The organism is Paenibacillus sp. ISL-20, assembly GCF_018613005.1.
Lineage (GTDB): Bacteria > Bacillota > Bacilli > Paenibacillales > Paenibacillaceae > Paenibacillus_AQ.
Map to the genome: position 1 here is coordinate 57,904 of NZ_JAGGRD010000010.1, position 25,669 is coordinate 83,572.

At 48.2% G+C, this 25,669-nt stretch carries 24 protein-coding genes and 1 pseudogene; 24 read left to right on the forward strand and 1 reads right to left on the reverse strand.

The window, feature by feature from the left end; translation table 11 throughout:
- The first annotated feature begins 117 nt into the window (after positions 1 to 117).
- Together J7E85_RS07180 and J7E85_RS07185 are read left to right on the forward strand one after the other, a co-directional pair.
- On the forward strand, positions 118 to 1,035 hold the full coding sequence (locus J7E85_RS07180; protein WP_215156431.1) for an ABC transporter permease: 918 nt from the start codon (positions 118 to 120) through the stop codon (positions 1,033 to 1,035).
- Positions 1,036 to 1,047: 12 nt separating this feature from the next.
- Positions 1,048 to 1,911: a carbohydrate ABC transporter permease gene (locus J7E85_RS07185; RefSeq protein WP_215156433.1), complete on the forward strand. Its 864-nt coding sequence runs from the start codon at positions 1,048 to 1,050 to the stop codon at positions 1,909 to 1,911.
- A 38-nt stretch (positions 1,912 to 1,949) separates the two neighbouring features.
- On the opposite strand, the gene J7E85_RS07190 is transcribed toward J7E85_RS07185, so the two are convergent.
- The gene (locus J7E85_RS07190; RefSeq protein ID WP_215156436.1) at positions 1,950 to 4,190 is read right to left on the reverse strand and encodes a helix-turn-helix domain-containing protein; all 2,241 of its coding nucleotides are present in this window, start codon (positions 4,188 to 4,190) and stop codon (positions 1,950 to 1,952) included.
- Between the two features lie 487 nt (positions 4,191 to 4,677).
- Between J7E85_RS07190 and sucC the strand changes: the two genes are divergently transcribed.
- The 22 genes and pseudogenes from sucC (at position 4,678) to J7E85_RS07300 (ending at position 25,665) form a co-directional block, all read left to right on the forward strand.
- Positions 4,678 to 5,838, forward strand: coding sequence for an ADP-forming succinate--CoA ligase subunit beta (gene sucC, locus J7E85_RS07195; RefSeq protein WP_006211339.1), 1,161 nt, complete (start codon positions 4,678 to 4,680; stop codon positions 5,836 to 5,838).
- Positions 5,839 to 5,935: 97 nt separating this feature from the next.
- Positions 5,936 to 6,865, forward strand: coding sequence for a succinate--CoA ligase subunit alpha (gene sucD / locus J7E85_RS07200; RefSeq protein WP_215156438.1), 930 nt, complete (start codon positions 5,936 to 5,938; stop codon positions 6,863 to 6,865).
- Positions 6,866 to 6,995: 130 nt separating this feature from the next.
- Entirely contained in the window at positions 6,996 to 8,171 is a 1,176-nt protein-coding gene (dprA, locus tag J7E85_RS07205; protein ID WP_215156440.1) for a DNA-processing protein DprA, read from the forward strand.
- Positions 8,172 to 8,207: 36 nt separating this feature from the next.
- Positions 8,208 to 10,307, forward strand: a complete 2,100-nt coding sequence (gene topA / locus J7E85_RS07210) for a type I DNA topoisomerase (RefSeq protein WP_215156442.1) — start codon at positions 8,208 to 8,210, stop codon at positions 10,305 to 10,307.
- 15 nt (positions 10,308 to 10,322) lie between these two features.
- Positions 10,323 to 11,657, forward strand: coding sequence for an FADH(2)-oxidizing methylenetetrahydrofolate--tRNA-(uracil(54)-C(5))-methyltransferase TrmFO (trmFO, locus tag J7E85_RS07215; RefSeq protein WP_483311304.1), 1,335 nt, complete (start codon positions 10,323 to 10,325; stop codon positions 11,655 to 11,657).
- Positions 11,658 to 11,686: 29 nt separating this feature from the next.
- A complete protein-coding gene (gene hslV, locus J7E85_RS07220) occupies positions 11,687 to 12,229 on the forward strand; it encodes an ATP-dependent protease subunit HslV (RefSeq protein WP_006211334.1) in 543 nt (180 codons plus the stop codon).
- A gap of 49 nt (positions 12,230 to 12,278) precedes the next feature.
- A complete protein-coding gene (gene hslU, locus J7E85_RS07225) occupies positions 12,279 to 13,685 on the forward strand; it encodes an ATP-dependent protease ATPase subunit HslU (protein ID WP_076324998.1) in 1,407 nt (468 codons plus the stop codon).
- A gap of 457 nt (positions 13,686 to 14,142) precedes the next feature.
- A complete protein-coding gene (flgB, locus tag J7E85_RS07230) occupies positions 14,143 to 14,550 on the forward strand; it encodes a flagellar basal body rod protein FlgB (RefSeq protein WP_076324997.1) in 408 nt (135 codons plus the stop codon).
- A gap of 5 nt (positions 14,551 to 14,555) precedes the next feature.
- Entirely contained in the window at positions 14,556 to 15,005 is a 450-nt protein-coding gene (flgC, locus tag J7E85_RS07235; RefSeq protein WP_076324996.1) for a flagellar basal body rod protein FlgC, read from the forward strand.
- Positions 15,006 to 15,050: 45 nt separating this feature from the next.
- On the forward strand, positions 15,051 to 15,359 hold the full coding sequence (gene fliE / locus J7E85_RS07240; protein WP_076324995.1) for a flagellar hook-basal body complex protein FliE: 309 nt from the start codon (positions 15,051 to 15,053) through the stop codon (positions 15,357 to 15,359).
- 34 nt (positions 15,360 to 15,393) lie between these two features.
- Positions 15,394 to 16,975: pseudogene (fliF, locus tag J7E85_RS07245) on the forward strand (flagellar basal-body MS-ring/collar protein FliF).
- A gap of 11 nt (positions 16,976 to 16,986) precedes the next feature.
- Positions 16,987 to 18,003, forward strand: a complete 1,017-nt coding sequence (gene fliG, locus J7E85_RS07250; RefSeq protein WP_071220479.1) for a flagellar motor switch protein FliG — start codon at positions 16,987 to 16,989, stop codon at positions 18,001 to 18,003.
- On the forward strand, positions 17,996 to 18,850 hold the full coding sequence (locus J7E85_RS07255; RefSeq protein ID WP_215156445.1) for a FliH/SctL family protein: 855 nt from the start codon (positions 17,996 to 17,998) through the stop codon (positions 18,848 to 18,850). Before fliG ends, J7E85_RS07255 begins: the two co-directional genes overlap by 8 nt.
- Complete coding sequence (fliI, locus tag J7E85_RS07260; RefSeq protein WP_098747055.1) at positions 18,834 to 20,153, forward strand: flagellar protein export ATPase FliI; 1,320 nt, start codon at positions 18,834 to 18,836, stop codon at positions 20,151 to 20,153. The genes J7E85_RS07255 and fliI overlap by 17 nt, the downstream gene beginning before the upstream one ends.
- Before the next feature lie 9 nt (positions 20,154 to 20,162).
- Positions 20,163 to 20,606, forward strand: coding sequence for a flagellar export protein FliJ (gene fliJ / locus J7E85_RS07265; protein WP_098747053.1), 444 nt, complete (start codon positions 20,163 to 20,165; stop codon positions 20,604 to 20,606).
- A 39-nt stretch (positions 20,607 to 20,645) separates the two neighbouring features.
- A complete protein-coding gene (locus J7E85_RS07270) occupies positions 20,646 to 21,578 on the forward strand; it encodes a MotE family protein (protein WP_215156447.1) in 933 nt (310 codons plus the stop codon).
- Between the two features lie 47 nt (positions 21,579 to 21,625).
- Positions 21,626 to 22,969, forward strand: a complete 1,344-nt coding sequence (locus J7E85_RS07275; RefSeq protein WP_215156449.1) for a flagellar hook-length control protein FliK — start codon at positions 21,626 to 21,628, stop codon at positions 22,967 to 22,969.
- 20 nt (positions 22,970 to 22,989) lie between these two features.
- Positions 22,990 to 23,643: a flagellar hook capping FlgD N-terminal domain-containing protein gene (locus J7E85_RS07280; RefSeq protein ID WP_215156451.1), complete on the forward strand. Its 654-nt coding sequence runs from the start codon at positions 22,990 to 22,992 to the stop codon at positions 23,641 to 23,643.
- Positions 23,640 to 24,029: a TIGR02530 family flagellar biosynthesis protein gene (locus J7E85_RS07285; protein ID WP_215156453.1), complete on the forward strand. Its 390-nt coding sequence runs from the start codon at positions 23,640 to 23,642 to the stop codon at positions 24,027 to 24,029. Before J7E85_RS07280 ends, J7E85_RS07285 begins: the two co-directional genes overlap by 4 nt.
- 74 nt (positions 24,030 to 24,103) lie before the next feature.
- Positions 24,104 to 24,928, forward strand: a complete 825-nt coding sequence (gene flgG / locus J7E85_RS07290) for a flagellar basal body rod protein FlgG (RefSeq protein ID WP_215156456.1) — start codon at positions 24,104 to 24,106, stop codon at positions 24,926 to 24,928.
- 51 nt (positions 24,929 to 24,979) lie between these two features.
- Entirely contained in the window at positions 24,980 to 25,204 is a 225-nt protein-coding gene (locus J7E85_RS07295; RefSeq protein WP_215156458.1) for a flagellar FlbD family protein, read from the forward strand.
- Complete coding sequence (locus J7E85_RS07300) at positions 25,201 to 25,665, forward strand: flagellar basal body-associated FliL family protein (protein ID WP_215156459.1); 465 nt, start codon at positions 25,201 to 25,203, stop codon at positions 25,663 to 25,665. Before J7E85_RS07295 ends, J7E85_RS07300 begins: the two co-directional genes overlap by 4 nt.
- Positions 25,666 to 25,669: the final 4 nt, after the last annotated feature.

Genomic DNA, 25,669 nt, shown 5'->3' on the forward strand with positions numbered 1-25,669 from the left:
ACGCAGTGGCTCTCTTTTACGGACCGCTCTATAGTGCATATCAAGCCTGGTCCGGTCCGCAAGGGGAGCGGCTTGCAGATACAGCATGGATTTCGCTGCTAAAGGAGGATACGTTTTTTGCAAGCACAGAATTCGAGTTTCTTGACGAAAGTGAAGCGGGACAAATACCTGCTGCTGCTGCTTCTTCCCTGTGCTCTGTATTACATCATTTTTAAGTATGTTCCCATATTCGGCATTTCGATCGCTTTTATGGACTACAACTTATTTAAGGGGATCACGGAGAGCGACTGGGTGGGGTTCAAATATTTCAGCATGTTTTTTAATACGCCTGACTTCTGGCCTGTTCTCCGAAATACATTCCTGCTGGGGTTATATAAGCTGATCTTCGGCTTTCCGGCCCCCATCATACTTGCGTTACTCATTAATGAAGTGAGCAAATCCTTTTTGAAGCGGTTTGTCCAGACGGTCAGTTATCTTCCGCATTTCATATCCAACGTGGTTGTAGCGGGGATCGCGGTCATGTTTCTGTCACCTACAGGCGGGATGGTCAACCAGCTGCTGAGTGCCATCGGACTCGAACGAATCAACTTTTTGGTTGAGGCCTCATGGTTCAGATCGATTTATATAACGACTGACGTATGGCAGCATATTGGATGGGGCACCATCATTTATTTGGCTGCATTGACGGCAATCGATCCGCAATTATATGAGGCGGCACGGATGGATGGGGCTAATCGGTGGAGGCAGACGCTGAACATCACACTTCCCGGCATCGCGCCGGCGATCGTGATCATCTTGATACTTGATATCGGAAAAATACTGGAGATCGGCTTTGAGAAAGTATACCTGCTCTCGAGTCCGGCCACTTATGAGACAGCCGATATTATATCCACCTATGTGTACAGGGTCGGCTTAACGCAAGGCAACTACAGTTACGCCACGGCAATTGATCTGTTTACCGGCATCATCAGCTTTATCTTCATTATCGCGGCGAATGCGTTCAGCCGGCGAGTCAGCGGAAGCAGCATCTGGTAAAGGAGGAACGTGATGAAACCGAAATGGAACTGGTTTGACGCGCTCAATGCCTTGATTTTGTCCGGGATTGTGATGGCGTGTCTATACCCGTTTGTTTATATGCTGGCCGTGTCCCTCAGTGATTCCGCATCCATCGCCTCCGGGGAAGTATGGCTATGGCCGAGGGGCTTCAACCTGGATATGTATCAGTATGTGTTCGAAGACGGACGGGTGCTGAAAGGATATAAGAACACGCTGATTTATGTGATTTCAGGAACTGCCATTTCTTTGATTGTAACGGCACTTGGGGCTTATGCGCTGTCCAAGACCAAGATGGTCATGGGCAAACCGATCTTGATGCTAATCGTCTTTACTATGTTTTTTAACGGTGGGATGATTCCGACGTTTCTGGTCGTGAAGGAGCTTGGCTTTGTCAATACGATATGGGGTATGGTGCTGCCCGGAGCGGTAGGCACCTGGAATCTGCTCATCATGCGAACTTTCTTCATGGGTATGCCTCAAGAGCTAGAGGAATCCGGAAAAATAGACGGGTTGTCCGAAATCGGGATCTTCTTCCGGATTGTGCTCCCGCTCTCCAAGCCGGTGCTGGCTACCATCGGATTGTATTATTCCGTCGGGATGTGGAATAATTTCATGGGGCCGCTGCTGTATCTGCGGGATGCCGATATGCAGCCGCTCCAGGTGATTTTAAGAAACATCGTGCTGTCGGGGCAATTGACGGGAACGGATGGTCCGGTTGTAGGCGATATCGTGGTGGTGGAGGATGGCTTGAAATTCGCTACCATTATGGTGTCCACCTTGCCGATCCTGCTTGTCTATCCGTTTATACAGAAGTATTTTGTAAAAGGGGCTTTGATTGGCTCGGTTAAAGGTTAAAGGTTACAGGTTAAAGCGGCCGGCCGCTCACCTGTGTGTTATCGGATCCAGTTGGTTTTCCGGTAATCACCTGGTGTTTGGCCGGTTACTTTTTTGAACATGCGGATAAAGGAAGTGACATTGCGGTAGCCGATCCGGTTGCCTACTTCCTGAATCGGCATATTTGTTGTCTGCAGTAGTTCTTTCGCTTTTGTTATTCGAATCGCATTCAATTGGTCGCTGAAGTTGCTCCCCGTTTTCTCTTTAATATACCCTGACAGATAAGTAGGCGACATGTTGAGTTTAGAGGCAAGCTGTTCGAGCGATATTTCTTCAGCGTAATGCGACTCCAGATAATGAAAGACATATTGAATGATATCGTAATGTTCCTCTCGTTTCAGACGGATTGCATGGGCTGCATGGGCGAGCTCGTCGAGAAGGATGTCTCGGTATTGCTCAGGGGTCACGCTGTATGCAAGCTTTTCTGCGTAGTCCGGAAGTGCGTCGATATTGATTTTCAGCAGTTCTACTGTCCTTCTCATGCGGACCGAGACCGATTTGGCAAAGTGGCTTAGTTGATCGGCCGTGGCCTCTTGCCGCTGCAATCGATCCAGGGCGCGCTCGATAAGCGATTGGCAGCTGCTCTCGTTGCCGGCCTGTAAATTCACGTAAAACTCGTGCTCTTGCTCGGCAGTGAATCCTGTTACATCTTCACGGCGTTCCTTCTCCCAGATGATCTGGGTTTCCTCAATCGGCATGGCTTGTTGCAGGAGCGACATGGCTTCTGCATAAGCCCGGTCAAAATCAGAGGTTAGCTGGAACACGGACGAAACCGAAATATTCACGAGATAAGTGCTTTGATCTTGATCAAAAATCTGTTTGAGCCGACTCAGACACTGCTGCAGCGTATCAGATTTTTCTTGAGTATACACAATGGACAAGATTTGCTTGCCCTCCATCTGAAGGGTGTGGGATAAGGGAAACGTTTCTTGGATCTGCAGCGTGATCATATCTTTGATTTTGCCGGTTGCCCTTGTCATTAAGGCATCAAGCTGACGCGAAGGAGCATGCCGGTACCTCAACTGATAAACGATAACCATGAATGCACCCTCGCCGACCCAAAGCTCTTTGGCAGCGGCGGTATCAAGGGCAAAGTTTTTGAACTGGGCCAAATAATGGTAGCTGGTTAAGAGCGGTTTGGTATGGTCCATCCATTCCTTGATGCTCTTTCGTTCATGCTGCAAACCCTTCAGGTGGTTGGAAATGGCGCTGAATTCGGCAATGCTCCCTTGATATAGCTCCATCTCCGCCTGGCCCAGTCCTGTAACCATTCTCTTGAGCGGCCGGTTGATTTTGCGGGAAAATACCCAAGATGCCAGAATCCCGATGAGCAGGGTAGCTGCAAATAACAGCACGGCAATCCAGTTCATGCGGCTGATGCTTTGGTTGAGTTCGTTATGCGGAATAATGGAGACGTAGGTGAGGCCGGAGCGGGTGCCCTTTTCGAAAAAGTAATAAGATCCCTTCTCCATCATCCATTCCGATTGGCCGTCCCATTCCGGCAGTGGCTGGGTTTTCACATCCGGGGCTGATTCGAACAGAATTTCTCCCTCCGAGTCCATCAGCAGAAAACGGGAACCGGTCATTCCTTTATAGGATTCATACCAGCTTTTCATATTTACGAGAGCTATGATCTTCCAGGGACTGCTCTGTACGTTTGTAATTAGAGGCATCAGCTGTAACTCGCTCTTCTCTGTCCCGATGGAGAAAATGCTGCTGGGGAGCATATGTAGAAAACCGGTTGTGTGATCTCTCTGTTTCCAGAACTCGTATGGATAGGAGTCGCTTATGTAGTAATGCTTAAACATGCGGTCATCGTCAACGATGCCATCCCGTTCAAGCAGGAAGGAATGATTCTGGTAGTAGATCATGACATTGTTCAAGTGATAGTAGGGCTGGCTTACCAAGGACCGGATCTGATCCATCACCATATCCACCTGCAGATAATTGATGCCCTTCTTTCCGCCGGAATCGGCCTGCCTGCTGATATTGCCGACAAATTCATCGTGCTGAAGGTTGAGGAGGAGATTCTTCCAAGTAGAGTATTGTTTCTCAAATTGATCTACGGTATTTCGAATCAGGGTCAGATTATATTTGACAATTTCATTGTTTACATTACGGGAGTAGAATGTCATCGACCATAAATTGTAGGAGGAGAGCAGGAAAATCACGATGAGAAAATACACCAGCATTTTAACAAATAATGAATGCAGTGGAAAAAATGACTTCAACCAACTCATGCTGAATCTCCTTATGAATGCGTTCACTAATCTTTCAATCATTCTAACGGATAGCAGAAAAAGGATAAAGAGTTTTATTTTGCGTCACAGTTTAACTTAAATGAAAAGGGATTTAATGGTATAATAGTAATCGATATACTAATTATTCGGATAGGAGAGGGAAGCGGGATGACCATATTATGGGGAAATATTATGATTATGCTAGCAGGATTGTTAGGTATTGCCGTTGTCGCATTGGGGATCATTGGATTGATACACTTTGCACGGAAAAACAAATGATTTTTACATATTTCTCCAATTTATATCTGGAAGGAATCATACCCATGCCAAATCGAGTGGATAAACTGTGAACTTTTTAAGGTAAGCGTTTTAAAAACATGTTACAATAGCTTGGGTTTAATATATAAAGGTTGACAGGGTAATCTTTCATAGATTAGTTCCGTGTTAGCCAGCCTTGTTCCAGTCATGTTGATAGGAGGATTCGAGAATGAATATCCATGAATATCAAGGAAAACAAGTACTGAAGCAATATGGAGTAGCTGTTCCGAACGGCAAGGTAGCGTTTACGGTAGAAGAAGCAGTTGAAGCTGCACAATCTTTGGGCAGTCCCGTAACCGTTGTCAAAGCACAGATCCACGCAGGCGGTCGGGGTAAAGCCGGCGGTGTTAAAGTGGCGAAGAATCTTGATGAGGTTCGTGCTTATGCTGAAGAAATTCTGGGCAAGGTGTTGGTGACTCACCAAACGGGTCCGGAAGGCAAGGAAGTCAAGCGTCTCCTCATTGAAGAGGGCTGCGATATTCGCAAAGAGTATTATATCGGTGTGGTCGTTGACCGTGCTACCGGTCGTGTCGTTTTGATGGCGTCCGAAGAAGGCGGTACCGAGATCGAAGAGGTTGCAGCAGCAACTCCTGAGAAAATTTTTAAAGAGGTTGTAGATCCAGCGATCGGACTTCAAACATTCCAAGCGCGGAAATTAGCGTATTCCATTAATATTCCGAATGAACTTGTAGGGAAAGCCGTTCAGTTCATGCTGGCCTTGTATAAGGCATTTGTAGAGAAGGATTGCTCTATCGCTGAAATCAATCCGCTGGTCGTAACTGGTGACGGAAACGTCATGGCTCTCGATGCCAAACTCAATTTCGATTCCAACGCGTTGTTCCGTCATAAAGACATCCTTGAACTGCGTGACTTGGACGAAGAAGACGAGAAGGAAATCGAAGCATCCAAATACGATTTGAGTTACATAGCTCTTGATGGCAATATCGGCTGTATGGTTAACGGCGCAGGTCTTGCCATGGCTACGATGGACATCATCAAGTATTATGGCGGCGACCCTGCTAACTTCCTTGATGTTGGGGGCGGTGCAACAACGGAGAAGGTAACGGAAGCCTTCAAGATTATTTTGTCCGATCCTCAAGTAAAAGGAATCTTTGTCAACATTTTTGGTGGTATTATGCGCTGCGACGTTATCGCTACCGGTGTTGTCGAAGCTGCAAAACAGCTGGGCTTAACTCGTCCGCTTGTTGTACGCTTGGAAGGAACGAACGTAGACCTCGGCAAGCAGATTCTGGCTGAGTCCGGTCTTAATATCGTACCTGCTGATTCCATGGCCGACGGAGCACAGAAGATCGTCTCCCTCGTTCAGTAATATTTCATTCCTGAAGGGGCATGGCACGATGGGCTTCGAAAGCCCTGCCGTGCGGTTGCTTTCATTTTCAAATAACAATAGGGGATGTGAATCAATCGTGAGTATCTTGATCGATAAAAATACAAAAGTTATCACGCAAGGGATTACAGGTAAAACAGCCCTTTTCCATGCAAAAGGCGCCCTGGATTACGGTACACAGATGGTCGGGGGAACTTCACCCGGCAAAGGTGGAACCGAAGTCGAAGTTACGCTTGAGAACGGCGAAACCGTCAAATTGCCGGTTTACAACACCGTTGAGGAAGCCAAAGCCAAAACAGGCGCAACCGCTAGCGTAATTTATGTGCCTCCGGCTTTTGCAGCCGATTCCATTCTGGAAGCAGTTGATGCCGAGATGGATCTGGTTATCTGTATTACGGAAGGCATTCCGGTGCTAGATATGGTAAAAGTATCCCGCTATATGGAAGGCAAGAAAACTCGTCTGATCGGTCCTAACTGTCCTGGTGTCATTACACCGGGTGAATGCAAAATCGGCATCATGCCTGGTTACATCCATACGCCAGGACATGTCGGCGTTGTATCGCGCAGTGGTACCCTGACATATGAAGCCGTTCACCAGCTGACAGCTCGCGGCATCGGACAATCCTCCGCCGTAGGGATTGGCGGCGACCCGGTTAAAGGGACGGAGTTTATCGATGTATTGAGACTCTTTAATGAAGATCCTAACACCAAAGCGGTTATTATGATCGGTGAGATCGGCGGTACAGCAGAGGAAGAAGCGGCTGAATGGATCAAAGCGAACATGACTAAACCAGTGGTAGGTTTCATTGGCGGCGCAACGGCGCCTCCAGGAAAACGTATGGGCCACGCAGGTGCGATTATTTCTGGCGGTAAAGGAACAGCCAAGGAGAAAATCTCTGTACTTGAGGCTTGCGGTATCAAGGTAGCTCCTACACCTGCTGAAATGGGCTCAACCCTGGTTAGCGTGCTTGAGGAGAAAGGTCTTTTGGAGTCTTGCACGACTCACTAGAACTAGATTCTTATGCAATCCTAGGCTAAGCCCATGGTTATAATTTAAGGTAGGCAACCTTTTATTTCCTAAACAGGAAATGAAGGGTTGCTTTTTTGCTTTTGATTTTATATTTTAAGGAGGTCCCATTATGAAGATGGATAGCTTACTGCTGATCGCATTGCATGAAAGCGAAGGTATCGGATGGAAGACCATTAACCGAATCATATTGAATGGTGAACTTCATCAGGGGCTGCTGTCATATGATGCGAATGATTGGAGAGCCTCTGGTCTATCTGTCGAAAAAGCGAATAAACTGGCCAAAGATTTTTCTTTCGTTGTCGAAAGAAAGCAGGTCGATCTGTCGAGTGCGGATGATGTCGGGTTTGGACAACATGAAGCCGGGGTATGGAATTTGACAAACCGTTCAAAAATACGTATTATAACAGCCCTCGATGATATCTACCCGGACACGTTAAAATCTTCGCCACAGGCACCGTGGGTATTGTATTGCATAGGCGATCCTCATCTGCTGACGAAGCCGGGGATTGCGATGGTAGGTACAAGAATGCCTACTGCATATGGGCGCAAAATTGCAACGATGCTATCCGAGGAGTTGGCACGGGCAGGGTTCATGGTTGTCAGCGGCATGGCCAGAGGCATTGATAGCGTTGTCCACGATTCGGCTTTGCGAAGCGGGGGACCGACAATGGCGGTTCTCGGAGCCGGCATTGACGTTATATATCCACCGGAGAATCGATCGCTCTATGAAGAGATCGCGGCTAAGGGGCTTATCATTTCCGAATACCCGCCTGGCACCAAGGCGCTCCCGGGATTCTTCCCGCAGCGAAACCGGATTATTGCGGGGCTCACGTTAGGTACCGTGGTGGTGGAGGCGGATGCCCGCAGCGGATCGTTGATTACGGCGGATTTAGCCCTGGAGGCGGGAAGGGACGTGTTCTCCGTTCCGGGACCTCTCACTTCACCGAAGAGCAGAGGGACCTTGGATTTGATCAAGCAAGGGGCCAAGATGGTCACGCAAGCTAGTGATATAATAGAAGAATATGATTCCTGGTTGCCAAAAGTAGCTTCGGATACATACAATAAGGAGCGGCGGGCCCCTCGTCAGGAGCATCCGGATGAACAAGCCGGGTTGACAAATGACGAACGACAAATATACCATATGCTCGAACAGGGTCCCGGGTCGCTGGATGAGATGATCGAGCGAACCCGGTGGGATTTTGGACATTTGCATTCAGTTCTGTTATCTTTAATCATAAAAAAGCAGATTACCCAATTACCCGGTGCTATATATAAGATCATTTAATGGGAAAGTTTGAATGTTGGAGAGGAGGATGAACCTGTGGCGGATTCACTCGTCATCGTAGAGTCGCCTGCTAAGGCGAAAACGATTGGCAAATATCTCGGCAGCAAGTATATCGTGAAGGCTTCGATGGGTCATGTTCGCGATTTGCCGAAGAGCCAGATCGGGGTTGAAGTGGAAAACGACTTCAATCCGAAATACATTACGATCCGCGGAAAAGGTTCTGTCTTAAAGGAACTTAAGGATGCTAGCAAAAAGGTGAAAAAAGTGTACCTCGCAGCTGACCCCGATCGCGAAGGGGAAGCCATTGCATGGCATCTTGCGCATGCGTTGGAGCTGGATGATACTCAAAGCCTGCGGGTTGTATTTAATGAAATAACGAAAACGGCCGTAAAGGACGCCTTCAAGACGCCGCGCAAAATTAACATGGATTTGGTTAACGCGCAGCAGGCAAGACGTATCCTCGACCGTTTGGTTGGTTATAAGATCAGCCCTATTCTATGGAAGAAAGTGAAAAAGGGACTCTCTGCCGGCCGCGTTCAATCGGTAGCCGTCAAAATCATTCTCGACCGCGAGAATGAGATAAGCGCTTTCGTTCCGGAAGAATATTGGACCATTACGGCCAAGCTGGCCATTAAAGGTTCCGCATTCGAAGCCAAATTCACGCAGCTTGACGGCGCGAAGAAGGAGCTGACCAATGAACAGGAGGTCAATGAAATTCTCGAAGCGATTCGGGATGCTTCCTTCCAAGTCGGCGAAGTAAAAGAGCGCGAACGTCAGCGCCACCCGTCTCCACCGTTTACGACGAGTTCCTTGCAGCAGGAAGCAGCACGTAAACTTGGTTTCCGGGCTGCCAAGACCATGTCCGTTGCCCAGCAGTTGTACGAGGGCGTCGAGCTTGGCAAGGAAGGCACCGTCGGTTTGATTACCTATATGCGTACGGATTCCACGCGCATTTCAGGCACGGCTCAAGAAGAAGCGAAAGAATACATCACCGAGAGGTATGGTGATCCGTTCGTTCCGGAGAGCCCGAGACAATACTCGAAAAAAGCGGCCAACGCTCAGGACGCGCATGAAGCGATTCGACCTACATCGGTGCTGCGGGATCCTGAATCCGTGAAGCCGTTCATGAGTCGTGATCAGCTTCGCCTGTATAAACTGGTTTGGGAGCGTTTTGTAGCGAGTCAGATGTCTTCTGCTGTGCTGGATACGCTTTCTGTGGATATTACCGCGGGCAAGACCGTTTTCCGCGCAACGGGTTCGAAGGTTCGTTTCCCTGGATTTATGAAGGTCTACGTTGAAGGCAACGACGACGGGACGACAGAGGAAGATAAATACCTGCCAGAGCTTCATAGTGGCGACATTCTGGAGAAGCAGGATATTGAGCCGAAGCAGCACTTCACCCAGCCGCCTCCGCGTTATACGGAAGCGCGTCTTGTCCGAACGCTGGAGGAGCTCGGTATAGGGCGTCCTAGTACGTATGCACCGACGCTGGAGACGATCCAGAAGAGAGGCTACGTTGCCATCGAAGAGAAAAAATTCATGCCAACCGAGCTCGGTGAACTTGTCATCGAACAGATGGAGCAGTTCTTCCCGGAAATTCTCAATGTGGAGTTTACGGCGAACATGGAAGAGGACCTCGACCATGTGGAGGAGGGCTCCGAAGATTGGGTCAAGGTATTGGCAGAGTTCTATGAATCCTTTGAAAAGCGCCTTGAAGTAGCAGAGGAAGAAATGAAGGAAATCGAAATCGAAGATGAGGTTTCCGATGAAATCTGCGAAAAATGCGGTAAGCCATTGGTGTATAAGCTGGGCAGGTTTGGCAAGTTTCTTGCATGCTCTGGCTTCCCGGATTGCCGGAATACCAAGCCGATCGTGAAAGATATCGGCGTAGCCTGCCCGAAATGCAAGGAAGGCCATGTCGTGGAACGCCGGAGCAAGAAGGGGCGCGTCTTCTTTGGGTGTGACCGTTATCCCGAATGTGACTTTGTATCATGGGATAAACCGTCAACGAAGCCGTGTCCGAATTGCAGCAGTTTGATGGTAGAGAAGAAAAGCAAGCAAGGCATCAAGCTTCAATGTACTTCTTGTGATTATTCCGAAATGGTCGAGGAACAGGACGATGCAGCAGATTTGTAAGGCATACAGGGGGTAATGACTTTGACAGATTCACAGAGGGTTACGGTTATCGGTGCAGGGCTTGCAGGCAGTGAAGCTGCTTGGCAGATCGCTAGCCGCGGCATACCCGTTACATTATATGAGATGCGGCCGGTCGTGAAGACGCCGGCTCATCATACGGACAAGTTCGCTGAGCTTGTATGCAGTAATTCGCTACGCGCTAACGGTTTAACCAACGCAGTCGGGGTATTGAAGGAAGAAATGCGGATGCTGAACTCGCTTGTCATCGGTTCGGCAGACCGCAATTCCGTCCCGGCTGGCGGCGCATTGGCCGTTGACCGTGACGGTTTTTCGGGAGAAATTACGGAAACCCTGCATCAGCATCCTTTAATTGAGGTTGTAAATGAAGAAATTCAGCATATACCTGAAGAAGGCATCGTTGTTATTGCCACAGGGCCTCTGACTTCGCCCGCATTGTCATCACAGATTCGTGAGCTGATGGGTGAGGACTATTTCTATTTTTACGATGCGGCTGCGCCGATCGTGGAAAAGGATTCCATTGATATGAGCAAGGTCTATCTGGCATCCCGTTACGATAAAGGCGAAGCGGCATATCTGAATTGTCCCATGACGGAAGAAGAGTTTGACGCTTTCTATGACGCTCTTATCACTGCCGAAGTCGCTCAATTGAAAGAGTTTGAGAAGGAGATTTATTTTGAAGGCTGCATGCCGATCGAGATCATGATGAAGCGTGGTAAACAAACCGCCTTGTTTGGCCCGATGAAACCTGTTGGATTGGTGAACCCGCATACAGGCAAGCTGCCGCACGCTGTGGTGCAGCTCCGTCAGGATAATGCGGCAGGTACCCTCTACAACCTTGTCGGTTTTCAAACTCATTTGAAGTGGGGCGAACAGAAGCGGATCATTTCCATGATTCCGGGACTCGAGAACGCCGAGATTGTGCGTTACGGCGTCATGCACCGCAATACGTTTGTCAATTCGCCTAGACTGCTGGAACAAACCTATCAGGTGAAAACACGGCCTAATCTGTATCTGGCGGGCCAAATGACGGGTGTTGAAGGATATGTTGAATCGGCGGCATCCGGATTGATTGCTGGAATCAATGCAGCAAGAGCAGCTCAGGGGCAGGAGGGGATCGTGTTCCCTCAGGAATCAACTATCGGGAGTATGGCCTATTACATTACCCATGCAGATCCCGATAACTTCCAGCCAATGAATGCGAACTTCGGTCTTCTTCCGAGTCTCGAGAAGCGCATTCGAAACAAAAAGGAAAAGAACGAAGCGCTTGCGAGCCGAGCTCTTGACGGAGTACGAATATTTATTAATGCTAACGAACCAAATACAATCTAATCTTATTTTCTTAGGGAGGTCTTGCCATCATGGAAATGACTTTTCACGCTACGACGATTTGCGCAGTACGGCATAATGGCACAGCAGCTATTGCCGGCGATGGCCAAGTTACATTTGGTGAAAGTGTAGTCATGAAGCAGACCGCCAAGAAAGTGCGCCGTCTTTACCGGGGACAAGTTGTCGCCGGTTTTGCCGGTTCTGTGGCGGATGCAATTACGTTATTTGAGAAATTCGAAGGCAAGCTGGAAGAGCACCATGGAAACCTGCAGCGTGCCGCTGTTGAGCTCGCGAAGGACTGGCGTCAAGACCGTGTGCTTCGCAAACTTGAGGCTTTGATGATTGTTATGGATAAAACAGGAATGCTCCTGATTTCAGGCGGCGGCGAAATCATCGAGCCCGATGATGATGTGCTGGCCATAGGGTCAGGCGGCAATTTTGCCTTGTCGGCAGGTCGGGCGCTTAAGCGACATGCCGGACATATGGAAGCAAAGGATATAGCCAGAGAGGCGCTTCAGATCGCTTCTGAGGTGTGTGTCTATACCAACAGCAACATTATTGTCGAAGAGCTGTAAGGATGCCATACAGTAACATATAGCCATATCAGGGGTGGAGGTATTCGCGATGAGTAAAGAATCGATGACGCCAAGACAGATTGTATCCGAGCTGGATAAATACATCGTAGGGCAGAAGGACGCTAAAAAATCGGTCGCTGTAGCCCTTCGGAACCGCTATCGCCGGAGTTTGCTTACAGATGACGAGCGGGATGAAATCGTACCGAAGAACATTCTGATGATCGGTCCTACCGGCGTCGGCAAAACGGAGATTGCAAGAAGGCTTGCCAAGCTGGTCCATGCACCGTTCGTCAAGGTCGAGGCGACAAAGTTTACCGAGGTTGGTTATGTTGGCCGTGATGTGGAATCCATGGTACGTGATCTTGTGGAAACCGCGATCCGGATGGTGAAGCTGGAACGTACCGAGAAGGTAAAGGACAAAGCCGAGGAAATGGCGAACGAGCGGATCGTTCAGCTGTTGGCACCTTCAACCAAAGGACAGAAAAGTCAGCGCAATCCCTTTGAGATGCTGTTTGGCGGTGCCAATAACGATACCCAGGCCGAAGATGAGGATGCGGACGATAAGGACGTTAGTCTCAAAGAGAAACGGAGACAAGTTCGTTTTAACCTGCTGTCCGGTAAGCTTGAAGATGAAACGATTGAGATTGATGTCGAGGATGCTGCTCCGAACATGTTTGATATGTTTGCGGGGCAGGGCAATGATCAGATGGGGATGAACATGCAGGAAATGTTCGGTAATCTGATGCCAAAACGCACAAAGCGCCGCAAGCTGTCCGTCAAGGAAGCCAGGAAAGTGCTGACGCAAGAGGAAGCTGGCAAGCTTATCGATATGGATGATGTCATTCAGGAGTCTATTCGTCGGGCAGAGCAATCCGGTATTATCTTTATCGACGAGATCGACAAGGTTGCCAGCCAGGGCCGTCAATCAGGTCCAGATGTGTCCAGAGAGGGTGTGCAGCGCGATATTTTGCCTATCGTTGAAGGCTCCACGATTATGACGAAATACGGGCCGGTAAAAACGGACTTTGTCCTCTTTATCGCTGCCGGTGCTTTTCATATTGCGAAGCCATCGGATTTGATACCCGAGCTTCAGGGGCGTTTTCCGATTCGGGTGGAGCTCAGCAGCTTGTCACTCGACGATTTTGTATCCATTTTGACCGAGCCGAAAAATGCACTAACCAAGCAATACGTCAATCTGCTGCGTACTGAAGATCTTGAGGTTGAGTTTTCCCCAGAAGCTATACGGGAGATTGCCCAAATCGCGGCTTCGGTTAACCAGAACACGGAGAATATAGGCGCGCGGAGACTTCATACGATATTGGAGAAACTCCTCGAAGACCTGTCATTTGAAGCGCCTGAGCTGACGCTGGACCGCATGGTGATCACGCCGCAGTATGTCCGGGAGAAACTTGCCGGCATCGCCCAGGACCGGGATCTGAGCCAGTATATTCTATAGTTGCATGCATATAGGTCTATCTTCCGGGTATGCGAAAGGAAATAATTGTCGATATTCATCATGCCACTACCAGCAAGTTGTCGAAGTGCTTTCGCATGTTGGAAGGGATCGGGACGGATTTCGTAATTTTTTGTGAATTTTATGGGTCGTAGCAGGACCTACCCTTCGGGAAAAATCGCTCAAATTTTACAGATTTAGTGGTACGATTTGCAATAATATAGAAAAAAACCGAATAAAAATGAACACAAAGCCCTTCTTTTTGGTAAAAGATAGGGCTTTTTTCTTATTGTAAAAAGTCCCAATCTTTAAGAAACTTAGTTTATGTGACATCATGTTGTCTTTTTCTACTTAAGACCTAGGTTAGTTCATACGGATTATATGATTTGTCGAAAAAAGAGGATTTAGCTAGGAAGAGTGGAATACCTTTCTGCAAAGTCCAGTCAGGAGGAATGAGCTAGTGAACCTGTTGAATAATAGTTCTTTTCAACGGCTTCAAAGCGGTTTGGATGCAGCAAATCTCAGAAACAATGTGATTGCAAACAACATCGCCAACGTGGATACTCCTCATTTTAAGAGATCCGAGGTATCCTTTGAGAGTCTTCTGAAAAAAGAAATGGATGGGGCCCAATTGTCACTTCAGGGCAGAAGAACAGATCCCAGGCATTTTGTCATTGGTCCAACCGGGGGGATTCCTGATGCTTCCGTCATGAAGGATGGCAGCAGCTCCATGAATAACAACCAGAATAATGTCGATGCAGACAGAGAAATGTCGCTGCTTGCAGAGAATCAGCTCCGTTATAATTCATACATACAAGCTGTAAATGAGCAGATTCGAATGATGCGTACAGCTATTGAAGGGAGATAGGGTTCATGAATATTAGCAATAGCTTCGGTATTAATGCATCAGCTCTAACAGCACAACGGCTTCGAATGGATGTCATCTCCTCCAACATAGCCAATGCGGAAACTACACGCGCACGAATCGAGAATGGCCAAGCCGTTCCGTATCGCCGAAAAACGGTTGTGTTACAGCCGCAGCAGGAATCGTTTGAAGGGCTTCTTAGAGCACAGATGAATGGACAGAATGTGGGACAAGGGGTAAAGGTTGCGCAGGTACGGGAAGATCAAACCCCGCTGAAACAGGTATATAACCCTACACATCCTGATGCGAATGCGGCAGGCTATGTCTTTATGCCTAACGTGGACATTACGAAGGAAATGGTGGATATGCTAGCAGCTACCCGTTCTTACGAAGCTAACGTTACTGCGATAAATGCTTCGAAAGCGATGATTATGAAGGCATTGGAGATCGGTAGATAACAAGTGAAAATACATAAGCCCATTATTGTAGGAGGAGAGAAAGAGATGATTCAAAATGCAATGTTCAGTGTTCAGGGCGTACAGCCGCTTCAACTGCAGGAGCAAGTGAAAAATGGAGCGACTCCTTCCGAATCGATTCGCGATTTTGGCTCTTATCTGAATGAAGCACTGAACTCTGTGGCAGCACAGGAACAAAATGCACATGTCATGAGCGATAAATTAATGATTGGACAAGTAAACGTAGATCAGGCGATGATATCCGCCCAACAGGCTCTGTTGAGCATTCAGCTCACAACACAGGTCCGAAACAAAGTGGTAGAAGCCTATCAAGAGATCATGCGCACGCAAATCTAAATGTTTCTAGCAAAGTTTCGGATGGGGTGACAATGTGAACGAGAGAATTACCCAATATAGGGAGAGAATGACCCAGTATTGGAACCAATTCAGCAACAAACAAAAAATAATGTTAATCGCTACAATAGCATTTGTTTTGATTGCTCTAATCGTACTAACGATGCAGTTCTCTAAGACGAAGTACGAAGTAGCATTCCGGGATCTAAATTCCAGCGATGCCGCAGGAATCATCAGCCACCTGGAGACACAAGGGATTTCCTACAAGCTGAGCGAGGATGGCAGAAGCATCCTGGTTCCGAGTACGAGCGCAGCTAAAGTCCAGATTGATGTAGGGTCTCAAGGACTTGTACAGAATGGTACGATCGGATTCGAAACCTTCGAGAAGAACGCATCGGCCATCGGGATGACAGATAACGAATTCGAAGTGAAATATGTAAATGCACTGAATGGCGAAGTAGAACGACTGCTTGAGAAAATGCAGGGCGTCCAAGATGCAACGGTATTATTAAATCTGCCGAAAGAAAGTGTATTTGCCAAGAACGGAAACGAAGATCAAGCCAGTGCTTCCGTAGTTGTGCAATTCAAACCGGGCTATCGTCCTAATCAAGAAGTCATTGACGGGTATTATAACCTGGTGAAGACGGCCATTCCGAACTTACCGGTCGAGAACATTACAATCACCAATGACGAAGTCGAGCTGCTCGCAACAGCTAAAGGCGGTCAAGGTGGATTGATGGGTAAGGTGGAAGAAAACTTCGCGCTTCAGAAAAAATTCGAAAGCGACGTTAGGCAAAATGTTCAGCAGTTTCTCTCGCAATATATGGGATCGAATAAAGTTAATGTTCTGGTTGCCTCCAAACTGAACTTTGATCAGGTGCAAAGCAAGGAAAACATCGTAACCCCTGTTGATGAAGAAGAAATGAAGGGGATTGAGCTCAGTGTTCAGGAGATCCAGAAGAACTATTCGGGAACCAGTAGTCCAACCGGCGGAGTGGCCGGTGTAGGCGAAGAAGCTGTTCCGGGATATCCGAGCGATTCTGGAAGCGGGGAAACGAACTCGGAAGAGCTCTCCAAAACCGTTAACTATGAAGTTAACCGGATTACGAAGGATATCATAGCAAGTCCATATACTGTTAAAGATTTAACCATTAATGTCTCGGTTGAACCACCTGCCGGACAACAAACTTTGGATGACGCTACAAGAACGGCAATACAGAACATCCTGGTTAATATCGTACGAGCATCGCTCTCGGATACAGACTCTACTTATACAGACGCTGATTTATCCAAAAAAAGTTTCGGTTATTTCACAGGTATTTAATGTAAATGCGGATGATAATCCGAAAACCGTTCTTTCAAAGCCTGTATTATGGGGGATTGGTATCGCTGCGTTGGCGTTAATTGCTGGAGGAGCCTATTTCATAATCCGCAGACGCAGACAACAGCAGGAAGAATTTGAAGATGACATTCAGCTTCCGCCAGTTACGGAATTCCCATCGATTAATCTCGAAAGTATAACCAATGAAAGCCAGGTTCGTAAGCAGCTCGAAACCTTGGCGAAGAAGAAGCCAGATGAATTCGTGAATTTACTTCGCACATGGCTAGCTGAGGAATAGAGGTGGAAGCATTGGCTAAGGGAAATAACCAAATGTTAAGCGGACGTCAAAAAGCGGCTATACTGCTCATTACACTTGGCCCGGAAGTGTCCGCTCAAATATTTAAGCATCTTCGAGATGAAGAAATTGAACAATTAACGCTGGAGATTGCGAATGTTCGCAAAGTCGACAGTGATGAGAAAGATAGCATTATTCAGGAATTCCATCAAATTTGTCTAGCCCAGGAATACATCTCGCAAGGCGGTATTAATTACGCTAAAGAAATTTTGGAGAAGGCGCTTGGACAGCAAAAAGCGATGGAAGTGATCAACAGACTGACTGCAACGCTTCAAGTAAGACCGTTTGACTTTGCCCGCAAAGCGGACCCAAGCCAAATTCTGAACTTTATCCAGAACGAAAATGCACAGACCATTGCTCTCGTCTTGTCGTATCTTCAATACGAGCAGGCATCCGCGATCCTATCTTCGCTTCCGCAAGAGAAGCAGGCCGAAGTAGCGCGTAGGGTTGCAGTTATGGACAGTACTTCACCAGAAGTCATCGCCCAGGTGGAACGTGTGCTGGAACAGAAGCTGTCGGCGACGGTTACCCAGGATTACACCAGTGCGGGTGGCATTGAATCCATCGTTCAAATTCTGAACGGCGTGGACCGCGGAACGGAGCGAACGATCCTCGACTCCCTGGAAATCCAGGATCCCGAGCTCGCAGAAGAAATCAAGAAGCGGATGTTTGTATTCGAAGATATCGTCAACGTGGACAATCGTTCGATACAGCGTATTATCCGCGATGTCGAGAACGCCGATTTACAGCTTGCTCTCAAGGTGGCAAGCGAAGAGGTACGGGATGTCATTTTCCGCAATATGTCCAAGCGTATGGCTGAAACCTTCCGCGAAGAAATGGAATACATGGGACCGGTACGGCTGCGTGATGTAGAGGAAGCTCAGACGCGGATTGTAAGCACGATCCGAAGACTCGAAGAAGCGGGCGAGGTCATTATTGCTCGCGGCGGAGGAGATGACATCATTGTCTAACTTGATCAAATCGTCCCACTATAAACCGATGGATGTGTTGAAAGAGTTGGATCTTGCTCGTCGTTACGCTTCACCAACCGAGGAAACGGTAGAGGAATATACTCCGCCGACTGCCGAGCCGGCTGTCGTACAAACACTGGCTGAAGCGGAACGCTTAAAGCATGAGATGCTGAAGGATGCTCAAGAGTTTGCCGAAAGGCAAATCCGTGAGGCATCGGAAGAGGCGGAGCGGCTGTTGAGTGAAGCGCAGCAGCAGATTGAAACGTGGTGGACCGAAAGAAGGCTTCAGGACGAGGATTTGTCTGAAACGCTGAAGATGGAAGGATTTAACCAAGGATACGCCGAGGGCTCTGCCAAGGCAGAACTTGAGATGAAGGAACTGATGGAGCAAGCGACATTACAAGCGAGTGAATTGCTTCAGCTCGCCCATCAAGCTAAGGATGATTTAATTCAGGAAGCGGAGCCGTTTTTGGTGGAGCTCAGCTGCAGCATAGCGGAGAAAGTCCTGGATCGTCAGCTTACGATTGAACCTGATTTCACACTGGAGCTGATTCGAAAGAATCTGGCACGCAAGCGGGAAAAAGGAGTCATCTCCCTCTGCATAGCTCCTGAGCAATTCGAATTTGTATACGCGGCACGGGAAGAGCTCGGATTATCGATCGATTCTCAGGCAGAACTTCAAATTTTGCCGGATTCCACGGTTAAAGATCGTGGCTGCGTGATCAGGTCTTCCTTCGGAAGCGTGGACGCCCGCATTGATACACAGCTAGCTGAGATCAAAAAAGAACTCGTGCGGTTCGCTCTTGATGATGAGGAACGGAGAAATCAAGATGAAGAAGCTGAATAGCGCGCGGTATATGGATCATCTGAAACATCTGGACCCCGTTCGCATCAACGGTAAAGTTACGCAGGTTATCGGGCTGATGGTGGAGTCCGAAGGTCCGGATGCAAGCATCGGTGATGTTTGTTACATCTATCCCACGAAGCAATCCAAGCCGCTCAAGGCGGAGGTCGTGGGTTTTAGAGACAACAAAGTGTTGCTGATGCCTCTCGGCGAGCTTCACTCTATTGGTCCCGGCTGTGATGTAGTCGGTACCGGTAAACCGCTGAGTGTGCAGGTAGGTTCGGAACTGCTTGGCAAAGTGCTCGACGGATTGGGACAACCGCTGGACGGATCTATCATTCCGGCTCGTATGCCGCATTATTCAACACATAATGTCCCCCAGAACCCGCTGAATAGGCCGAGGGTTCAGGAACCGATCAGCATCGGCGTCCGCGCGATTGACGGATTGCTATCTATCGGCAAAGGCCAGCGGGTCGGCATATTCGCCGGATCCGGGGTCGGGAAGAGTACCTTGATGGGAATGATCGCCCGAAATACTTCTGCCGATGTCAATGTCATTGCCTTGATCGGGGAACGTGGACGAGAGGTGCTGGACTTCATTGAACGGGACTTGGGTCCCGAAGGGTTAAAGCGGTCCGTCGTGATTGTAGCGACCTCGGATCAACCGGCACTCATCCGTATTAAGGGAGCCTTGATCGCTACAACGATCGCTGAATATTTCAGGGATCGCGGCCTGAATGTGATGTTGATGATGGATTCCGTTACCCGCTATGCGATGGCGCAGCGTGAAGTAGGGCTTGCCGTAGGAGAACCGCCGGCCATGCGTGGTTATACTCCGTCTGTTTTTGCAAGTCTGCCGAAGCTTCTGGAACGCGCAGGCACAGGGCCAACGGGCTCGATTACCGCTTTTTACACGGTGCTGGTAGACGGTGATGACATGAACGAACCGATCGCGGATGCGGTCAGGGGGATCCTCGATGGTCATATCGTTCTAAACCGGAATATAGCGAACAAAGGGCATTTCCCGGCTATCGATGTGCTGGCTAGCATTAGCCGTGTAATGAAAGATATTTCTCCGGAGGAACAAATCGATGCTTCCGAGAACGTAAAGCGACTGATGGCGATATACAAGGACTCGGAGGATTTGATCAATATTGGGGCATATCAACAGGGCTCGAATGCTGATATCGATGAATCGATTGAATATATCGGCCAAATATGGGATTTCACGAAGCAAAAAGTGAATGAGAAGACAACATTGAATGAGGTTCAGGAACGTTTGATTTCCGAGTTTTCAAGGAGATGACTTTGAAGAATGAAATTTCATTATGCATTCCAGAAAATCGTAGACCTGAAAAGCAACGAGAAAACGCAAGCCGAATGGATGCTGTCAAGTGCCATCGGGAAGCTGCAGGCAGAAGAGAAAAGTCTGAATGAGCTGTATGAGATGCGGGATCAAATGTATCGCGCTCAGCAAGAGGTGGCATCGAGGTGCGTGCCGGTTGCTGAGATCCGAAACATTCAGGTATATGCAGAGTACTTGGAAGAATGCATTGAGCGGAAACGGGATGACATACGGATCGCTCATGTCAATGTAACGAAGAAACAAAAGGTATTGTCTGATAAGATGCTTGATGAAAAAGTGTGGCTGAAGGCAAGAGACAAATCCCAAGAAAAGTTCCGGCATGAAAGTCTCCTTCGGGAACAAAACGAGCTGGACGAAATGGCGACGGTACGTTTTGCGATCAAAGCCCGATAAGGTTTGCAAACACCGAAGGGTTATGACCGCGAAGGAGGAATGAGAGTGGCACGAAAAGACATACCGCTTGATAAGGAAGAATCAGGCGGAGGATTTGAACGGATACTGTTGATTTTGGTACCTGCTATATTCACGATTGTTCTGCTCGGGGCGCTTGCCGTATTTTTTAGAGCCGATGTGCGTGATGGACTAATTGATGTAGCTAATAAAATTCCGATCGTGAAGAACTGGGTCCCGGATCCGGTGCTGACCCCGGAAGAGCAGAAACTCAAAGAAGCGAAGCAGCAGGAAGAAAGCGCGGAAGCTACGATTGTTGAACTCAAGAAGCAGCTTGCCGAACGCGAAGAAACATTAAATGAAGTATCAGAGCAAAAAGCAGCGCAGGAAAACAAGGTGAAAGAGCTGGAAACCCAAATTGATTCGATGCAGAGCACATCGACAAGCGGTGAGACAGAAGAGGAAGACGCGTATACCAAGCAGATTCGTGAACTGTCCAAGCTCTACGCCGACATGAGTCCAAGCAAAGCCGCACCGATTATGCAAAACCTTACGCTGGAAGAAATGGTGCTTATGCTTAGTCAGATGAAGAGCAGCAATCGGGTTGCCATTCTGCAGAAAATGGATCCGAAAACGGCCGCAGATGCAACCATGATGCTTAAAGATGCTGAGACTTCTGAAGATCTGGCCATCGCGGCTTTGCAATCCAGGCTCAAGAAGAACGAAACGGAGGCAGCGCAGAAGAAGTCATCCGACAATCTGGATAAAAACCAGTTGAATCAGACCTTTGCCGGAATGACACCCGCCAACGCTGCCGAACTGCTGATGCAAACGTATAAGATTAGCCCCGCTAAGACCATGACCATTCTAAATACAGTGGATGATGCTACTCGTTCACGGATTTTAAATGCGATGTCCTCGAAAGATGCGGAGCTGGCAGCAAAGATATTGAATCGCCTGATGGGCTCTAAATAAGCTCTGAAATGAATCTCCATCCCCAGGAAAGGAGGTGAAATAAGACGATGACAATAACGGTACAAAACATGTCTCCATCCGTGAGCAGTCCCTCGGGAAGCGGAAAGACAAGCGCGGCGGGTCAAACGACAGCGGGTGTTTCCTTTGATGCGACACTGGCTTACCAGATGAACAGCAGCGGTAACAGTGCTTCAACAACTTCGACAGAAGTCGCTGCCAAGCTGGAATCCTTGCTAACGCAGTATTCTTCGGAAAACGATGCATCGCTTGAGGGCTTGATGGAATTGCTTCAAGGTTTGCTGCAGGAGCTGGACACCATGGATCAGGCATTAATGGAGGATCCATCCTTATTGCAAGAGCTGCAGAACTGGCTAACGCAAGCGAATCTTATGCTGAGCGGAGCTTCTCCTCAAGCACAAGAAAATTCGGATGGGAATGAGATATCTCCATTGGCTTCCAGACCGGAGACCATTCGATTCGCGGTACAGGATACGATCAGCCAGCTGGCATCCATGCTTTCCAAATCTGGTCAGGTGGATCTGAATACCGAAGCTGCTGTAAAACAGCTTGTCCAATCTTTCCATAGTCTGCTTGGTCAAGGTACAGGGACCGGAGAGAGTAAGGCAAGCGGCAGTTTTGATAACATTCTGGCCCAAAAGCAACCGGATGCCGTCCAGTCTAACGTATCCACGAATACTTCAGGACAGTCAGCTTCATCTCCAACAACGGGCCAAGCGAATGCCAAGTGGTCATCGCTGGCGCCAAGTACCGACGTTGATGGTACAGCAACTGAGTTCGTGATTAACGAAGGAGATTCGCTGTTGGAGCAAGGAACGGTCACTGCCGGTCAGCTAGCCCTGCGTTCAGGAACGCAAGTTGCAGTAAAGCCTGCAGCTCCGCCGGTGCCTGTTGAGAACTTCGCAAGCGAAATGACTTCCTTCATTATTAATAAGCTCGAAATCGTGAAACAAACCGGTTTTACGGAAGCGAGAATCTCCTTGAATCCGGAACATCTGGGTCAAGTAGATATCAAACTTACGATGCAAAATGGCCAATTAATCGCCCAGTTCATGACAAGGTCGACAGATGCCAAAGAGCTGATTGACCAGCAAATGGCACAGCTTCGCAGCGCATTGATTGCACAAGGGCTGCAGATCGAGAAAATTGAAGTTACACAGAGCAGCCAGTCTTCCAATGCGAATCTTTATCAAGACGGCCGTCAGCCTGGATCAGGTCAGCAGCAGTCACAGCATCGCTCGAAGGAGAAGGATAGACCATCCGATGATGCCGTGCTTGCAGCAAATCTGACAGAAGAATTAAACGATTGGATTGCTGAGCATCAAGCCGACGATGAACTTGTGCAAGCAGGGACATTTACCGCTAAAGCCTAACAGTGAGGAGGTGAGCTTGGATGGCAACAAATCCGGTATCTACTAAGAATATGTGGCCCAATTATAGTAAAGGGAATGTCAGCAGTAAAAACGGAAACGGCCAGGAGCTTGGAAAAGATCAGTTCTTGAGCATCCTGATTACACAATTAAGGCATCAGGATCCGCTTCAGCCGATGCAGGACCGGGAGTTTATTGCCCAAATGGCCCAGTTTACTTCCCTGGAGCAGCTGATGAATATCAATACTCAATTAACGGCGATGAGTCAGTCTCTGGGTGCTGCTTCAAGTTTGATCGGTAAACAGATCAGCTGGATGTTTAAGCCGGAGGATGGTTCGGAGTCCGTCATGAAGAGCGGTATCGTAGATTCTATCATTGTTCGTGAAGGCGTCCATTATGCCAAAGTCGGTGACAGTGAAGTATCGCTTGACCAGATCGTGAAGATCGAGAACGCCGTAACCGAGAATGATCCAGAAGCATTGAATTCAGGTCCGATAGATCCTCAAATAAACAATCCGGATCCTACCGTTCCTGACATAAATAATTCAGGTCCGACAGATCCTGCAACAAATAATCCGGATCCTTCCGTACCTGAAACAGGCAATCCCGGTCCGACAGATCCTGAAGCCGGAGATCCCGGACAAGAGGGAGAAGAGCCTGGGGGAACAGCGCCATGAGTGACCGCATGATGATAGGGCATTTATACCCTGGGAAAATACATCCCGCAGGACTTCATAATGAACGAAAAACAGCACAAGCTCAGACTAATCCACCCGCCGGGACGTTCCAGGAACTTTTAAATGAGAATCTTCTAAAAATCAGCAATCATGCGGCGAAGAGACTTCAGCAACGCGGCATTGAATTAAAGGGTGATCAGCTTGCGCAGATTCAGAGCGCTGTGGACAAAGCTGCAGCGAAGGGGAGCAAGGAATCACTCATTCTGATGAAGGATATGGCTCTCATTGTAAATATTCCGAATCGGACCGTGGTCACTGCGATGGATGGCAAAGCGATGAAGGACAACGTATTTACGCAAATTGATAGTGCAGTTATTATTTCATAAATCTGGTTGGCCCGTGAGGAAGCCAGGCGGCCGCTGATCGACTGAAGCGGTCCATAACAAAAGGAGGAAAATCGATGTTAAGATCCATGTATTCCGGTATTTCCGGAATGAGAGGTTTCCAAACCAAGCTTGATGTCATTGGTAATAACATTGCTAACGTAAACACAGTTGGGTTTAAAGCGGGACGTGTGATGTTTAAAGATATTCTTAGCCAAACGATGTCCGGGGTTACACCGGGAACCGACGATCCAACCGGTGGTGTAAACGCGAAGCAGGTCGGTCTTGGTGTATCGATCGGTTCGATTGATACATTGCATACACCGGGCAGCGCAATGATGACCAACAATCCAACGGATCTGAGAATTGACGGAGACGGATTTTTCATGGTGAAGCTTAGCGAGGATCAAGATATGGCTTTCTTGACCCGTGCAGGCGACTTCCATGTTGACGTAGAGCGTAACCTGGTAACTTCAGACGGTATGCTCGTTCTCGATTCGGCGGGTGAACCTATTCAGTTGGGCGATGATGTTACGGCATTCACGATTGCGCAAAACGGCACCATCATTCAGAAGATGAGTGACGGAACAACGAGCGAGGGAGCCATCATCGGCGTTGCGAAAATTCCGAATCCGGAAGGCCTGGAGAAAATCGGCGGCAATTTGTATCGCGTAACTCTGAATGCAATCCCGGAGGGCGACTTGGATGCCGTAATGTTTGAAGGGAACAACGCTGAGGAAGGGACTGGTGCCATTATTGCTGGCCAGCTCGAAATGTCCAACGTTGACCTGACAGGTGAATTTTCGGAAATGATCGTCGCTCAGCGCGGCTTCCAAGCCAATTCCCGGATTATCACGACTTCAGATGAAGTTCTTCAAGAAGTTGTCAATCTGAAACGATAAGGATGGATAGGGAGGGGCAATCCCCTCCCTGATTAAACAAGGAGGCTGTCCATGATATCGGTAACGAGGTTAAATGGTTCGCAGTTGTGGCTTAACGCGCTGTTGATAGAAATGGTTGAGGAGACTCCTGACACCTACATTACATTGATTAATGGAAAACGCATGATTGTGCTTGAAAGTGCAAATGAAATCATCGCTTCCGTTAAGTCGTATCATCACGAGGTAGGCATTCATCAAGCTACCATTAAAGTGCAGCAATTGGAGGAACCTTCATGAAAAAGATGCTCCCCTGGTTAATTACGATCCTGTTATCCATTACGCTGATTGTTGTGGCGATCTTCTTGTTGTCGGACAAACTGCTTGGCGATAACGGCAAAAGCCAGGCTTCGGCTAATGCAGCGGCTTTATCCAAGTTGTCAGCCGATGAGATCGTCAAGATGACCTCGGAAATAACCGGGATCAAGACGAATCTCGCAGATCCTGAATATATTGCCCAGATGGCCTTTGCTTTTCAGCTTAATGACAAAAAAGCAAAGGAAGAATTCGACAAAATCAAGGAGATTAAAATCAAACCGATTATTATCAAAACGTTGGCCGACACGAAACCCGAGTTGCTTAATGACTCCAAAGGGCGCGAACAGTTTATTGGCAAGCTGCAGAACCTGATCAATAAGTCGTTAACGTCCGGGCAGTTGATTCAAATCGAAATGACAGAAGTAATGATCGTAGGTATCTAGACTG